The following is a 15,250-nucleotide window of genomic DNA, read 5'->3' as shown; positions in this document are numbered from 1 at the left end:
GATTTATTGACCTAAATTCGGGTTAGAGATAATTTCTTCAAGTGGTAGAGGATAGTAATCATGTAACTCAGGAATATAATTGAGCGATGCATCAATACAATCTATAATATCTATACTATTACCGTTTTGGTCTGTACCTTCAAAGATTTCAGCTCTATTTCTATTGACAATATTACCTGTTTCCGGATGGATAAACCTAAAACGTTGTGTATGATATATTTGCTTAGAAATATTCTCGAAATTCTCTTTGATAATTCCCCATCTTCTTAAATCTGTCCAACGAATTTGATGTCCCTCCACAGATAACTCTAAGGGTTTTTCTGTATACATGATATGCTCTAAAGCTTGCTCAATAGTATACATTTTTTCATCATAAGTTCTATCAGAATGATCCCCGGTAGAAGAAGGTCCAATTAAAACTAATCCCCATTTTGCACGAACATCATTAATATATTTTAAACCTGTCGTAAGATCACCTAATCTTAAGTAGATCTCCGCCATATTTAAATAGACTTCAGACAAACGGTGAATAGTTACATTTTTACCAGAGTACCAAACCCCTTTTGGTAAGTTGACTTCCGAAGTAACGATATCGTGATTTGAAAATTGTTTAAAATAAGCAAATTCATATTTCCCGAAAGTAACTTCTAAAGGAGTCATTTCAGCACGATAATATGGTGTGTGAATATCGTTTACTAAGGCTATCGCTGCAGAAGTTCTAATAGAAACAAAGCGTAAAGTATCTACTTCAAGACCTGTTTTTACATCCGTTACTTTTACTATATTTCTAGGGTCTTTTCTATCTACAGGATCAGTTTTGTATTTATAAGCTAACCAACCATTTGGAGTAATAGCTCTTTGTCCCCCTTTAGTACCAGGAGCAGTATATCTAGCAAAACGGTTACTTGGTGAGCTTTCGTCAAAACGATCTAATTCTGGTCTTAAATTATCATCATAAACAATTTCAAAAATAGACTCTTTATTGAATTCACCAGCACGAGTAAACACTAATTCTTTTTCACCTTCTAAAGAAAGCCCGTAGTTATTTTCTAGCTCCTTATAGTATTCAAGTGCTTTAGTGTAATCAGGATCTATAGCATCACCATCAACAGCTGCTGGAGATTCTAAGAAATAAAGATTGGCTAAAAACATAGTAGCTACCCCTTTATTTACTCTACCTGCAGCCAATTCATTGGCCGAAGCACTTCCCCAACTTGCAGGCAGGTGTTCGTAAGCATATTCAAAATCTTTTAAGATAAAAGCTCTCACTTCTTCTTTAGAAGACACTGGAATGTTGAAATCTTCTAACTCTTCTGGTACTTTATCTCTAATGATAACTCTACCATTATTAAAAGTTTGATAAGCCCAGTAATGGAAGATACCTCTCAACATTCTAGCTTGTGCCATTTGTGCCAACCAGATCTCGTTTTCACTTTCCGCTTTAAGTGGTCCTTCTAAACCTTCAATTAATTGATTGGCTCTAAAAATACCAGTATATAGTGCGGCCCATTTACTATTGATCTCTTTTTGAGAGTTGGTATACGTTTTAAAGTACCATTGCTCACCGTTGGCAGATAAAGCGGGTCTTCCTACTGCATTAGAAGGATATGCTAAATCAGATCTCCATGCTTCTTCAACAATATTATAATTGTAGTGATTTAATAAGGCTGAATAGGTGGAAGTTAAGACTTTATCTGATTCTGTTAAAGAAGAGAAGTAGTCTTCTTTTGGCTTTGCATTTGGGTTGTTTTCTTCAAGAAAATCATTACACCCAATTAAAAGAGAAGTTAACCCTAATAATAAGCCTAGTTTAGTGATATATTTATAATTCATCTTCATTACCGTTGGGACTAGAAGTTTAATTTAAATCCTGTGAGATACAATGCTGCAATTGGATAGTTTCCTTTATCTAAACCTCTAGATGAAACACCATTACCTGCAGATTCAGGGTCGTAACCTGTATATTTAGTGAATGTTAGAGGGTTTTGAGCAGATACAAAAATTCTACAATTTGATATACCTAAACGCTGTATAGCATGTTGAGGTATAGTATAACCTAACTGTACATTCTTAAGTCTAAGGAAAGAACCATCTTCCAACCACATATCAGTATAACCTCTAAAGTTATCATGTTCTTTAGTAGTACCTCTCCATGCTGGAATTTCTGAAGTAGGGTTGGCTCTGTTCCATGTACCTACTTGATCAGCATGACGTCCTTCTGAGTATGCCATTGCTTTCGATCCATTCATCACCATATGACCAACAGCTGCGTACCAATGCATCATAAAGTCAAAACCTTTCCAGCTTAGATTAACAATAAGTCCACTTTCCCAATCTGAGAAACCAGAACCCATATACACTCTATCTTCATCAGTTATTTGACCATCACCATTAGTATCTTGATAAATTAGATCACCCATACGCGCGTCTGGCTTTATCTTTTGGTAACTTCTAAGTTGCTCTTCAGATTGGATAACACCATCCGTTTTATACAAGAAGAAAGCACCTGCTTCATATCCTTCTGAAAATACAGTTACTTTAGAAGAAGGACCAGCACCACTAATTAGTCCGTTATCAGTGGTATAGATAAAGTCTTCTGTATTAAGACTTGTAATCTCGTTAACGTTTTTAGTAAATGTACCTGTTAATGACCAATTGAATTCTTTCTTTCTACCTTTTACAGTAGCTGATAATTCAAAACCACTATTTACCATATTACCTAAGTTCATCGTCAGTTTAGAATCTCCACCTGTTCCTACACCTGCAGAAGGAGGTAACTGAACAGGGAATAACATATCAGATTTTTGAGTGTGGTAAATATCTGAAGTCAATATCAATCTGTTATCAAATAAACCTAAGTCGATACCAATGTTATTTTGAATAGATGTTTCCCATTGTACTTCTCCGTTAGCATAACTTTGTTGTGCAGCACCATAATATAATGTTGGGAAGCCACCAGATCCGAAAGGGTAATCCATACCATTTTGAATCGTTGCCTTATCAGTATAAGGAAGGAAACTTTGTCCACCTACTTGACCATGAGATCCTCTAACCTTAAAGTTGTTTACTACAGGTCTAAAGCCATCCCAGAAACCTTCTTCAGAAACATTCCAAGCAGCCGAAGCTGATGGGAAAAACTTCCATTTTTTATCACTAGCAAACTTAGAGTTACCGTTATAGTTACCACTTACAGAAAGAATGTATTTTGATTTGTAATCATAAGTAATACGACCTAGTGTACCAATAATGTTATATACATAATTGTATCCACTTGTTGCAGAAGCTGCTAAAACAGCACCGTTAAGTACACGAATCGAATTATCAATAATGCCATTTTTTTGTGCGGTAAAACTATCTCTTGTATGACTTTCTATGGATGTACCAAGAATACCAGAGATTTTATGATCACCAAACTGTTTTGTATAAGACAAACGAGCATCGGCTGAAAGGTTGGTTCTTCTTGCTGATTCATTAATAATATAAGAAACAGCGGGATCAGATTGTAGAATACCATCTTCATCGTAATTTTCGATAAATGGTTTGAAACGGTATCTAAATTCATTGATACTACTTACACCTAAGTTGGATGTTAATTTTAACCCTTTAACAATCTCATATGTAGCACTAATATTACCTTGCATACGATCTCGATGAGTAACATCTTCCATCTTCATAGATTCTAGTACGTTATTGGTGGTAGTCGGATTTCCTTCATCAATAATTGCCTCATCAGAATTAGGATCAAGTACCGGTTTATACGGCGCATAACGAATTGTTTGAGTCAATAAGTTAGAAGAAGAACGAGCTAATTTTTCAGAACTAATCGCGATAGACGAGTTAATGTCCCAACGACCTTGTTTATAACGAATACCAGCACGACCATTATAACGAGAAAATCCTGAGTTAATTAAAGAACCTTGATCGCCATAATATCCACCTGTAAGGTTATAAGTAATTCCTTTTCCTCCACCATTTACACCAATATTATAGTTTTGTGTAGGTTGATTATCCAAAATAACAACATCTGATAAATTGGTGTTGTTTTGGAACATAGTAGGGTTTCTTGGAATAGGTAAGTTGGTAGAGTTATCAAAATCGTTTGAACCTCGATTCCTTTCCTTAATCATATCAAAGTAAACTTGCTGAGGTGTATTCATTAGATCAATATCTGTGATGATATTTTTTACACCATAAGAAGCATCTAATGATACATTAAGTTTGCCTGAGTTACCTTTTTTAGTAGTAATAAGAATTACACCGTTAGCACCTCTAGTACCATAAATTGCACATGAAGCAAGGTCTTTTAGGATATCCATAGTTTCAATCTCTGATGGAGCAAGTCTAGGGTTCTCATTTTGAGGTATACCATCGACAACATAAAGTGGTTCTGTAGCACCAGCAACATCAGAAACAGTACTTACACCACGTATTTGTATGACAGCATCTGCACCAGGAGAACCTGATGTTGTAACGTTAACACCAGCAACTTGACCTTGTAAAGCCTGTGCAGCATCTCCTGAGACATAAGCCTCTAATGCATCACTTGTAACATGGGCAACAGCTCCAGAAACTTCTTTTTTCTTTTGCTCACCATAACCGATTTTAACTACTTCATCTAATACCTGAACATCTGTTTGTAGAGATACATTAATCACAGATTGAGTAGCTACTTTTACTTCTTTAGGAAGCATGCCGATAAAACTAAATTCAATAGTTTCACCTGTTTCAATAATAATTGAGTATTCACCTTCAAAATTGGTGATTGTACCCTGTGTAGTTCCTTTAATGCGTACATTTACGCCTGGCAATGGAAGATCATCTTCTGCACTAACCACTTTACCCGAAATTTGTTTGGATTGAGCATTTACTTCCATCGAAGTAAGCATTAAAATACTCAATACAGAGAAAAGAAGGGCTGTAAGTTTTAGTCGATAAAAAACAGTAAAAATTCTTTTCATGTTGTGTGAATTCATTTCATCTAAGATCTAAAAGTATAAATCAGAGAAGCGTTTATACTTCTGACAGTGATGATTTGCGAAATAATCATTTTGATTTATGCTTCAAAACTAATTGTACATTTTACAACAGGTGTGCCTTTCGATGTATGTAGTGTATCCAGGCTTCCATATATTGTGATAAATATTTAAAAGACTGAAAGACAGGTTAGTATATTTTTAGATACAGTAAGATGTTTAGCTAATTGATACTTTTAAGAAGTGTATCTTGATGTTTTATAAGTGTCTGCACTCATTTATTTAATAGTGACAGATAGGAGGAATTTTAATTATTTAATTGATTTTCATTTAATACTAACCAAAAGTACAGCTTGTATTTTATAGATAGTAGTTCGGCGTAAACATTTAAGTATTATTAATTTTTTAGAATAATGATTCTAAAAAAAATAAAAAACGGAAGAAGAAAATGTATCAACACTTTCTTCTTCCGTTTTAATTAAATAGTATATATGAATATTACTTTGATTCAGTGATGTTCTGTTTGATATGTGCTTGCATCTTCGCATTGTTTACCACACTATCATTTGTACGTTTACCATACTTTAATAACTTTATTGAAAGTGCTGAAATGATAGATTTATATTCTTCTTGATCAAATAGATTTTGTGATTCAGAAGGATCTTTTTGCAAATCATACAACCAAGGTTTCTTCAGTTGAGCATCGTATACTAATTTATATCTATCTGTGATAGCTGCGACCCAACTATCTATTCTTACAAAGGTGGTATTTTCAAATGTACTCTTATCACCATCTTTCAGTAAAGAAGAAAAGTCATGACCTTCTGTAGAATTTGGATCAAAAACAGCTTTATCAACCTGCATTAAAGATAAAAAAGTATCCATCCAATCTGTCGTATTAAATGCATAGTCTACAACTGTACCTTGATTGACTCCTTTAGGGTATCGAATTAAAAAAGGAATCAATGCAGAACTTTCATATGGAGTTCCTTTATTTTCATGTCCATGTTCTCCCAGCATATCTCCATGGTCAGAAGTAAAAACTATAATAGTATTGTCTAAAATATTTAAGTCTTCTAATTTTTGAAAGATCTTGCCTACGTTATCATCAATACATTTAACCATACCATGATATTGAGTCACCTGATGAATTAGTTTTGTAGAATCATATCCAATTTTAAAACGTTGTTTTTTAGTAATCCATGAAGGGTGATCTTCTTCTCTTAGTTTAGTCGTAGAATATGTATTTGGTAACTTAACATCACTTTTCTTATACATTGTGTCATAAGGAGATCTTACCAAGTTAGGTGTGTGTGGATCAGGTAAACTTAAAACACACATAAAAGGATCTTTTTGATTTTCCTCTATGAACTCAAGAGTTCTATTGGTGAGAAAATCAGTGGTAAAAGTTTCTTCATTAGCTGTTGTAGTTGCTTTTCTAGAGTTTTCATCTGGAATATAAGGTGAATTGTTTTTCATCTCAATTTTTTTCCAGTGTCCTCTATTAAACATGTATTTATGATCAGTAAACCCGTGGTATGCCGGATCGGGTTGCCAACCAGGCTTAGCATTATCTACAGCCAAGTGCCATTTACCAATATATCCTGTTTTATAATCAGCTTTGTTCAATACTTTTGCAATAGTTTGTGCATTTTTTTTAAGTCCTTTGCCATTTTTAGGTACCCCTACAGTTTGAGGGTAGTTACCTGTAAACATCGATGCTCTAGAAGGAGCACAAGAAGGAGTAGAAGAATACATACTTGTTAAAGTAGCTCCTTCTTTTCCTATTCTATCAATAAATGGAGTTGAAAAGTTGGGTATTTCACCCCAAGGATTGGCCAATTCTGAAAGTCCTCTTTTTGCTAAGATTTCTTTGTACATTCCAATGGTTCTAAAATTATGCTCATCTGTGATGATCAAAATTAAGTTGGGTTGATCTGTTTTTTGTGCTACCGTATTGGTTAATTTAAGAAACAGACAACAGCATAGTGCAATTGTAAAAAAATTGAATTTCATATTAAGTAATCATTCATTAAAAATAATAAATTCAATTTACAGTAGGCTTAAAGAATTTATGTACTTATCGATTTATTCATTGTATCTCTCATTATAAATACTTACAAATACCATTGGTGATGGATAGGTGAGCAAAAAAATAGGGAACCTCATCACATTTTGAGATTCCCTATTCTGTAGAATAAAAACAAAGTGTTATTCTATCATTACTTTCACAATTTCTTTTTAGGTTGAAAGAATATGGTTTAAATCTACATCAAAGAGGTTCTTCATATTTTATTGAGATGATGTCCCTTCGATGAATGGTAATGTTACAATAAATTGTAAGACACTTGTTTTAGATTGCAAGGCAACATTATCATTGAAAACATTGGCTAATCCCATTACATACCTTAATCTTAGATCGATACCTTTACCTTCTCTTACTTTACCAAAACTGTGTACGATTTCCATCGTCCAATTGTAGTTTACATTTTTTAAATAGGATTTTGTATCTTGGTTAATGGTAGCATTATTACCATTAGTAAGATCTAATTCTGTGACTTCAGTACTTTTAGATAAAAAAGAAAACTGAGGTCCAGTACCAATATGCCACTTATCCGATATAGAATATCTCACTAAAATGGGTACATCAAAATATCTTATGTCCCAAGAAGTTGTTTTTTGAGAGATTAATGAATCTGCAAAATCTGGTACAGGTAGAATTCTAGGTGTATTCCTTCTACTTCTATCACTAATCATTTTAAATTCACCCACTAATTGCCATTTTTCAGCGAGCTTTGTATGAGTACCCAATCCGAAATTCCATCCCATTTTAACATCGCCTGGAGAGTTCTCATAAAAGGTGGTATTTGCCCCTACATCTAAACTCAGGTGGAAGTTTTCTGAGGCTACTTTATCTCCAAAGATAAGGACCAAAATAGCTGCCTGTCCGTTACAGATACTAACGTTAAAAAGAAGTAAGAGAGCGGTAATAGTAAGTTGTCTGATATTCATAGTATGAAATTGCTTTTGAATTATTTATGAAAATTCTAAAAAAAATTCAGAAATACAATTTAATCATCTACTATGAGGTCTCTTTTTACTAGAATAGTATAAATAAAGATAAATGAGTTTATTCTTTATTTAAATTTTGAAGTTCATCGGCGATATATTTTGGAAAACTGGACTTCACTTTCCTAAGACTCTTCTTCAAGTTACTTTTATCACCCTCTGAAAAATACCCATAATAAAAGTAGAGGTAATACATCATAATTCTATTATAAGTATCTAACTTCTTATTTTCGATCATACTTATAAGCATACTTTCTATTTGTGCTTTATTTTTAGTTTCTGCCAGGGCTCTGCCTATTCTACTTATATTTCCGAAATAATGATTAGGTCCACAATTTTGTACCCTTAAAGAAATTCCAATTAATAAATCACTCACATTAAAATTCAATTCTTCTAATTCCTTGATATAGGTATTTCTTCTTCCGTAAGCATAACTTCCATCCGTCATTCTAGAGAAGTTGTCATTCATTATATCTAAATGTGCACGTAAAAATATCTCCCAATTGACGGTCTCTGCAGAAAGTTGAGCTATAGCAAAAGCATGTAACCTAGGGCTATCATCCATGGAACATTGTCCCCATACTTCTCTACTTCTCTTGAGTTCTAAAGCGGTCTCTTTAGCATAGTATTTTTCAACAATTTCTTCAAAGTAGTCGTCAGAACCGCCCTTATCTAAAACTTCGGCTATGGCTTGAACTAATAAGGTTTGAAATTTTTGTTCTTTGGATAAGGCTTCGATAGTTGCATCATTTTTTTCTAAGTATTTTAAATAATAATTATTGAAAGCTTTCTTTTTAGGCCCAGGTTCCCACCTATGGTATTTTTTTCTTTCAGAATTTTTTACATTAATAATGGTTTCTGAAGTATCAATCATACATTCAGAATACTGAACCATTCTTGCATATTCCTTTGGTAAGGTAGTATTATTGAATGCTGATGTGAAATAAATTCCTTCTAACTTCCCCGAGTTGTTTTCCTTCATTTCATCGTATTCATAAATAAATTTATGATTAAAATTTTGAGAATTCTTTGAAGTATCCTCAACTGAAAATGATTTATCTGTGAGTATATCAAAAAACGTTAGATGGTGATTGCCACTGTAATCCTCCTCAATAGCTTTTGTGTAAATTTGCTCTTTGGTTACCTTTGTTTTAGGATACTTTTTGATGAAATTTTTGAATGTAATTCCATCTTTTAAATCTCTTGCAGCATAGATCAAGTCAGAAGAAGCTACTTTAAAAAAATGACCCGTAGCCTGAGGAACACTAAGGTATTCTCGATCTAGATCACAACGGTTAAAATCTTGATTGATAGAATCTACAATAATTTGAAGTTGATGCATGGTGGCATTATTGTAAATCAATCCATTTTTTTTCACATCAAATTCATCACTCTGAGCAATGGTTTTGATAGAAAGAATTAAGAAAAGTAATAGAATGCTGTTTTTCATGTTAGTAATATTGATTAGTTAAAAGAGCGATAATCATAAAATTGATTATAATAAAGAGTGTACTTAAATGTAAGAGGTTGGAATAAGGTGAGTTAAAGTAAGTGAAATCTATTTGACTTTTTTTGTCTCTAAGTATTTATTATTAAAGTAACTTATTATCCATAGAAGTCAGAAAAGATTTTTCTTTGACTTATCCTATACAATGAAGACATTTGAAAATACTTTGTACCCATCTTCAAACTACTTGAAGGTGGGTTTTCTTTTTCCATTATCTAAAAGTAAAGCATAAAGATTTAATTTGTTTTGTATTATGAAATTAAAAGGAGAAATTCTATTAAATATTTTAACGTAAAAAGGAATTTAAATCATTCATGTTTGTATATTTGGGAGCTCTTTAATTTAGCACCCTAATGATGAACAAACTGAATATATCAGTTATTTTTATTTTAGCTACACTTGTATTAATCCAATGCATTTCAACTCCTCTTATTTGGATGGACTATAAAATGCGTCAGGACTTTTATGCAAATGTTTTGTGCGTAAATAAAAACAGAACAGACCTTCCACAGGTTTGTGGAGGGCGATGTCAACTTAAATCAAAATTAGCTGATGCAACCACTCAGGATAATGAGAGTAGTAAAAAAGAAAACAGTTTGAAGGAAGTGGTTTCTGAACCTCTTTGCCTATCAATTTTTATGTTTTCTACAAAGATGTTATCAGCCCAAATGCATCAATTACCTTTAGAAATTGATGAGGAAGTTGATGGTGACTATGTTGCCTCTATTTTCCATCCTCCCATTGTCTAAATTCACCTTTTATTCTACGACTTTATTACATCAATTTTTTGATAGGGATAACTATGTCTAATGGAAAGCATTCCATATTTTTTGATAAGTTATTTTTATTGCCGAGTCGTTACACCCTTTAAATTTTAATTAATTCATAACCATTTGTCTGGGCTATTGAATATGCTTGTAAAAAAGCGTATTCAAAAGTGATAGCATATCGTTATGTCCAATAAAAAAATCAAATGAAAGCTATTTTTATTTCACTATTATTTCTTTTATGTAGCACGTTTATTCTTGCACAGGATATTCAAGTTAATGGTTCTATTCAAGACGAATTATCTCAGGAACCTCTCGTGGGGGCTATAATTATTAATCAGGAAACAAATGATTATACTGTAACAGATAAAAATGGTCATTTTACTATAGAAGTAGGTCAGGATGCACTCTTACAATTTAAATTATTAGGTTATGCCATGCTTAGTTTGGAAGCTAAAGACTTGCCTTCAATAATTTTAATGAAACAAGATAATCTAGTATTAAATCAGGTGATTGTTTCAGCAAGTAGAGCTACCCAAAGAAGAGAAGAGGCACCAATGGCCATCACCTCAATCGGAGCAGCAGTGATTGAGGAGGCTAAAATTCAATCGCTAGAACAGGTTATAAACAAAGTTCCCGGAGTGTTAATGACAGACTTAGGAAGTGAACAGCATATGATGTCTATTCGTCAACCGATCTCTACAAAGAGTTTATTTTTGTATTTAGAGGACGGTTTACCTATTCGACCAACAGGTATTTTTAATCACAATGCCTTAAATGAAATGAATATGTCGATGGCTCAAAATATTGAAGTAGTTCGCGGTCCGGCTTCTTCTTTATATGGTTCAGAAGCAATTGGTGGTGCGATAAATTTCATTACAAAATCACCTTCTTTAGTTCCAAGTGCGAAAATACAATTAAGAGGAGATTCTTACGGTTACAAACGTTTAGATGCACTTCTTGAGGGTACAACAAACAATGGCAAACTAGGGGTGAGTATTGGTGGATATTCAGCAAAAAGGGAAAATGGATATTTGGACCATAGTGATTTTAATAAAAATATTATTACTTCTGTGATTCAATATCAAGTGAATGAAAGTTTGAAGATTACCAACACTTCTACTTACATGAAGTACTTTTCTGATATGGGTTCTTCTCTTGATAGTACTTCTTTTTACAATAAAGACTTTACTTCATTACATAATTTCACTAAAAGAGAAATTGAATTATTTAGATCAACTTTTACGGTGGACCAAGAATGGACTACTTCGAGTAAGACAGTAGCTAAGGTATTCTTTAGAACAAATACATTAGGTCAAATACCAAGTTATCGAATTAAAAATGATTGGTCTAACCCAAGTTTTGCAAAAGGAGAAGTGAATGAAAGTGCCTTTAAAAGTTATGGTGCTGTTCTTCAACATAATCAGAAAATTAAACCTTTAAAAACTACTTTAAGAGTGGGTGCTAGTATTGATTATAGTCCAACCACTTTTTGGGCTAATTATATAGAAGTGGATCGTGATGAAAATGGAAAATATGTAGGTTATTCTCCTACAGATTCTGTTTTGTCAGATTATCAAACAAACTTGTTAAATACAGGTTTATATGCTCAATTAGAAGTGAATCCGGTAGAGAGACTTTTTATTACAGCAGGTGTAAGATCTGATCATTTTAAATATGACTACAAAAATAATTTAGGGATAGAAGCATTCTCTGGAGCACCAAATTCAATGAGTTATTTTAATGCGGTTACTCCAAAACTGGGGGCTACGTACACCTTTAGAAATGGTCTTGGTTTTTATACAAATTATAGTGTTGGGTTTATGCCTCCTCAGGTATCAGAATTATATAGAGGTGTGAAAGTCCCTGAATTGAAACCTTCTAATTATAAAAATATAGAAGTAGGTTCATGGTATACTTTACCTAAAGAATTAGGTTATTTAGAGGTGGCATATTATCAGATGAAAGGAACGAACGAAATTGTTTCAGTACTTCAAGAAGACGGGTCATATGAAAATGAAAATGCAGGTTCTACCCATCATGAAGGTGTAGAGGCAGCACTACATTTTGTGCCAAATTCACAAGTATTTTTAAGGTTAGGGGGTACGTATACAGAACATACTTTTGAAAATTTTAATACAGGAAAAGAAGATTTTTCAGGTAAAGTAATGGCAAATGCTCCGAATTGGATTTCAAATATGGAAATTACTTATAAGCCAAATTTTCTTAAAGGGTTTAGAACATCTTTAGAATTACAAACGGTGAGTCAGTATTACATGGACAATCAAAATACAAAAAAATACGAAGGTTACCATTTGTTGAATCTACGTTTTGGATATCAAATCAAAGGCTTTGAAACGTGGGTGAACATCATGAATATTACAGATGAATTGTATGCTACACGGGTATCAAAATCTGCTTGGGGAGAAAATTATAATTTAGGTGCTCCTCGTACTTTTCAAATAGGTTTAGGGTATACAATCAGCAAAAATAAGTAAACATGAATTGGTATAAAATACACAGCAAACTAAGTTTAATAGCACTTGTTCCGGTATTAGCATGGACTTTAAGTGGGGTGATGCATCCTCTAATGTCCAACTTTAAGCCTAATGTAAAACAAAGATTGGCTGTAAATAAGGAAGTAAAAAAATGGGGAGAAAATACTCTTTCAATAGATTCAGTGATGACATTGCATCAATGGGAAAGTATCCAATCTTTTAGATTGGTTGGTTTGGATTCTACTCTTTATTATCAGATAAAGCATAGTCAAAGTAATTATTATGTACATACTAAAACGGGTCAAATTTTAGACAATGGGGATGAGAAATACGCTATTTATTTAGCGGGTTTGTACTCCGAAGAAGAGAACACTAAAGTATCGGCAGTTGAAAAACAAGAATCATTTTCTAATGAGTACGTTAAAATTGCTAGAATCCTACCGGTATTTAAGGTGAAGTATTTAAGAATGGATGGTCTGAGAGTGTTTGTTGATGTCAATACGGATCAGATGACTTATGCTACAAATCACCTAAGAAGCTTGTTTCAACAGTTTTTTCTTTGGGGACATAGTTGGACTTTTTTAAATTTTAATCAAACATTTAGATTATTGATATTATCTCTTTTTGTTTTGGTTTCTTTTAGTGCGGGTTTATCAGGTATTTTTGTCTATACAAAATTTAGAAAAACGTATAAGCAACAGCATTCATCAAAGGTAGATAAACAAAGAAAGTGGCATCGTACATTAGGTATTGCTTTATCTTTTACCTTATTACTTTTCACATTAAGTGCATTTGTACATATGTTACCGAAATACAATGCTCTAGATAAGACCTCTTTTTCAACATCAAATAGTTTTGGTAAGAATGATCTTAGGTACCCTTTTAGCGATCTTCCAAAAGGATGGGTGAATATTCAACCGGTCAAAATAAAAGAACAAACCTATTATCAGGTTTTTTATAAAAAAGGGAAGGGAATTTCTAAAAGATACTTTGATGTGACACGAGGAGTAGAACTAAGAGGCGCTGATAGTATTTATGCTGTCCAATTGGCTATGAATTATGGCGGACTATCAGAGGTGAAACAGACAAAGCGAATTCATAAATTTGAAAACGAATACGGTTTTATCAACAAATTACTGCCTGTTCAAAAAGTACAATTTGCTGGTCATGGTCATCCTCGATGGTATATTGATACAACTACTAGTTATGTAGGAGCAATAATTGAAGACCAATCTGCTTTATCAGGTTTTGTATTTGCCTATTTTCACAAATACCATATGTTCGATTTTATGGGAAAAGGGTTTAGAGATACACTAATATCTGTTTTTGCACTAGGTAATTTCTTAGTTTCTTTATTAGGTTTTATGATGTATATCAAAAATGTAAAAAAGAAAAGTAAGAATAGGAAAAAACAACAACTTGTTACTTAGATTGATAATTAATATTGGTTCGAGTAAGGCATACTTATTCGGACCAATATTATACCTTTTCACACACCCAAATATTCCTAGTAAACTTTACTTTACCTATTTTTTCAGTCGTACAAAAATCAACTAAATTAAGATCATATTTTTTAAATACTTCTCTTAGATCAACAATGGAAACAATGACAAGGCGGGGTGCAACTTTTGAAGCAGACTCAATAATTCCTTCCATAATTTCATCGGTAGATGCAGAATAAAGATTGTAAGGTAAATCTATAATGGCGGCATCATATTGTTTGTTAAGGTCCTTAATATCAGAATGGTGTACTATTGCTTCATAGCCATAATGCGCTAGGTTTTTAACCGTATGCCCGTGAGCCTTTTTATTGATGTCGCACCCTTCAATAGCATATCCACCATAACAACCTTCTAACATTACCGTACCTACACCACAACAAGTATCTATAATGCGACTTGTTTTATTACCTTTTGATGCAATATTAACTAAAGTCTTAGCCGTATTAATACTTAATGAATTACTAAACGAACAGGGTTTTTGATTGTGATTTTGCCATTGGACTTCATCTCGAATCGATTCTCCAAAGTAGTAGACTCCATTATAATGACATAAAGCATAAGTTATTGTTGGATGATAATAGTCTGGTTCTCCTGTGATGATATAGCCTATATCTCTTAGTTTATTTAGCCTTGGTTTATAGCCAATCTCATCCCCTTGTAACTTGATATATTCTAACTTAAATCCCTCTGCACAAATATTTTTTGCTTTGATCTTACTTAATAGTTCTTGATAATCTGCAGTTGCAAAAAGTATATCAATACGTTTTTTGAGAAAAGCACTATGATCAGGAGCAAATTTAACATCGGAGAAAAAGTGATTGCCTTCTAATTCTTGTTGGAAAAGAAGTTGAGTTTCTAACCTGCAAAGTGCTGTTTCGTTAGAATTATATTTGATGATATATAAAAATTGCTCTGATTGCATATGGATATAAAA

9 protein-coding genes are annotated in these 15,250 nt (G+C 33.0%); 3 read left to right on the top strand and 6 right to left on the bottom strand.

Annotation, left to right across the window (positions count from 1 at the left end):
- Window positions 1-3: 3 nt before the first annotated feature.
- The 5 genes from NH26_RS22865 to NH26_RS22845 all read right to left on the bottom strand — a co-directional run bounded on the left by NH26_RS22865 (window position 4) and on the right by NH26_RS22845 (window position 9,492).
- A complete protein-coding gene (locus NH26_RS22865; RefSeq protein WP_071397271.1) occupies window positions 4-1,833 on the bottom strand; it encodes a RagB/SusD family nutrient uptake outer membrane protein in 1,830 nt (609 codons plus the stop codon).
- A 17-nt stretch (window positions 1,834-1,850) separates the two neighbouring features.
- Window positions 1,851-4,958, bottom strand: coding sequence for a SusC/RagA family TonB-linked outer membrane protein (locus NH26_RS22860; protein WP_044220405.1), 3,108 nt, complete (start codon window positions 4,956-4,958; stop codon window positions 1,851-1,853).
- Window positions 4,959-5,471: 513 nt separating this feature from the next.
- On the bottom strand, window positions 5,472-6,989 hold the full coding sequence (locus tag NH26_RS22855) for a sulfatase-like hydrolase/transferase (RefSeq protein ID WP_044220407.1): 1,518 nt from the start codon (window positions 6,987-6,989) through the stop codon (window positions 5,472-5,474).
- A gap of 276 nt (window positions 6,990-7,265) precedes the next feature.
- Window positions 7,266-7,985: an outer membrane beta-barrel protein gene (locus NH26_RS22850; RefSeq protein ID WP_044220409.1), complete on the bottom strand. Its 720-nt coding sequence runs from the start codon at window positions 7,983-7,985 to the stop codon at window positions 7,266-7,268.
- A 118-nt stretch (window positions 7,986-8,103) separates the two neighbouring features.
- A complete protein-coding gene (locus NH26_RS22845) occupies window positions 8,104-9,492 on the bottom strand; it encodes a hypothetical protein (RefSeq protein WP_044220411.1) in 1,389 nt (462 codons plus the stop codon).
- Window positions 9,493-9,902: 410 nt separating this feature from the next.
- On the opposite strand from NH26_RS22845, the gene NH26_RS22840 reads away from it, so the two are divergent.
- The 3 genes from NH26_RS22840 to NH26_RS22830 all read left to right on the top strand — a co-directional run bounded on the left by NH26_RS22840 (window position 9,903) and on the right by NH26_RS22830 (window position 14,244).
- Entirely contained in the window at window positions 9,903-10,298 is a 396-nt protein-coding gene (locus tag NH26_RS22840) for a hypothetical protein (RefSeq protein ID WP_071397269.1), read from the top strand.
- Between the two features lie 224 nt (window positions 10,299-10,522).
- Window positions 10,523-12,814, top strand: coding sequence for a TonB-dependent receptor (locus tag NH26_RS22835; RefSeq protein ID WP_044220416.1), 2,292 nt, complete (start codon window positions 10,523-10,525; stop codon window positions 12,812-12,814).
- A gap of 2 nt (window positions 12,815-12,816) precedes the next feature.
- Entirely contained in the window at window positions 12,817-14,244 is a 1,428-nt protein-coding gene (locus NH26_RS22830) for a PepSY domain-containing protein (protein ID WP_044220420.1), read from the top strand.
- A gap of 49 nt (window positions 14,245-14,293) precedes the next feature.
- Here the strand turns inward: NH26_RS22830 and NH26_RS22825 are convergent, their stop codons facing one another.
- Entirely contained in the window at window positions 14,294-15,238 is a 945-nt protein-coding gene (locus NH26_RS22825; RefSeq protein ID WP_044220422.1) for a TRM11 family SAM-dependent methyltransferase, read from the bottom strand.
- Window positions 15,239-15,250 lie beyond the last annotated feature (12 nt).

The organism is Flammeovirga pacifica (assembly GCF_000807855.2).
Taxonomy (GTDB): domain Bacteria; phylum Bacteroidota; class Bacteroidia; order Cytophagales; family Flammeovirgaceae; genus Flammeovirga; species Flammeovirga pacifica.
Note: the sequence above shows the minus strand (reverse complement) of the source record. Positions and strands in the feature narration are given on the sequence as shown.

Excerpts from the sequence above, each read along its gene's own strand:
- NH26_RS22840 (WP_071397269.1), top strand. The coding sequence starts at position 9,903 with ATGATGAACAAACTGAATATATCAGTTATTTTTATTTTAGCTACACTT.
- NH26_RS22860 (WP_044220405.1), bottom strand. The coding sequence starts at position 4,958 with ATGAAAAGAATTTTTACTGTTTTTTATCGACTAAAACTTACAGCCCTT.
- NH26_RS22830 (WP_044220420.1), top strand. The coding sequence starts at position 12,817 with ATGAATTGGTATAAAATACACAGCAAACTAAGTTTAATAGCACTTGTT.
- NH26_RS22865 (WP_071397271.1), bottom strand. The coding sequence starts at position 1,833 with ATGAATTATAAATATATCACTAAACTAGGCTTATTATTAGGGTTAACT.
- NH26_RS22850 (WP_044220409.1), bottom strand. The coding sequence starts at position 7,985 with ATGAATATCAGACAACTTACTATTACCGCTCTCTTACTTCTTTTTAAC.
- NH26_RS22825 (WP_044220422.1), bottom strand. The coding sequence starts at position 15,238 with ATGCAATCAGAGCAATTTTTATATATCATCAAATATAATTCTAACGAA.
- NH26_RS22835 (WP_044220416.1), top strand. The coding sequence starts at position 10,523 with ATGAAAGCTATTTTTATTTCACTATTATTTCTTTTATGTAGCACGTTT.
- NH26_RS22845 (WP_044220411.1), bottom strand. The coding sequence starts at position 9,492 with ATGAAAAACAGCATTCTATTACTTTTCTTAATTCTTTCTATCAAAACC.
- NH26_RS22855 (WP_044220407.1), bottom strand. The coding sequence starts at position 6,989 with ATGAAATTCAATTTTTTTACAATTGCACTATGCTGTTGTCTGTTTCTT.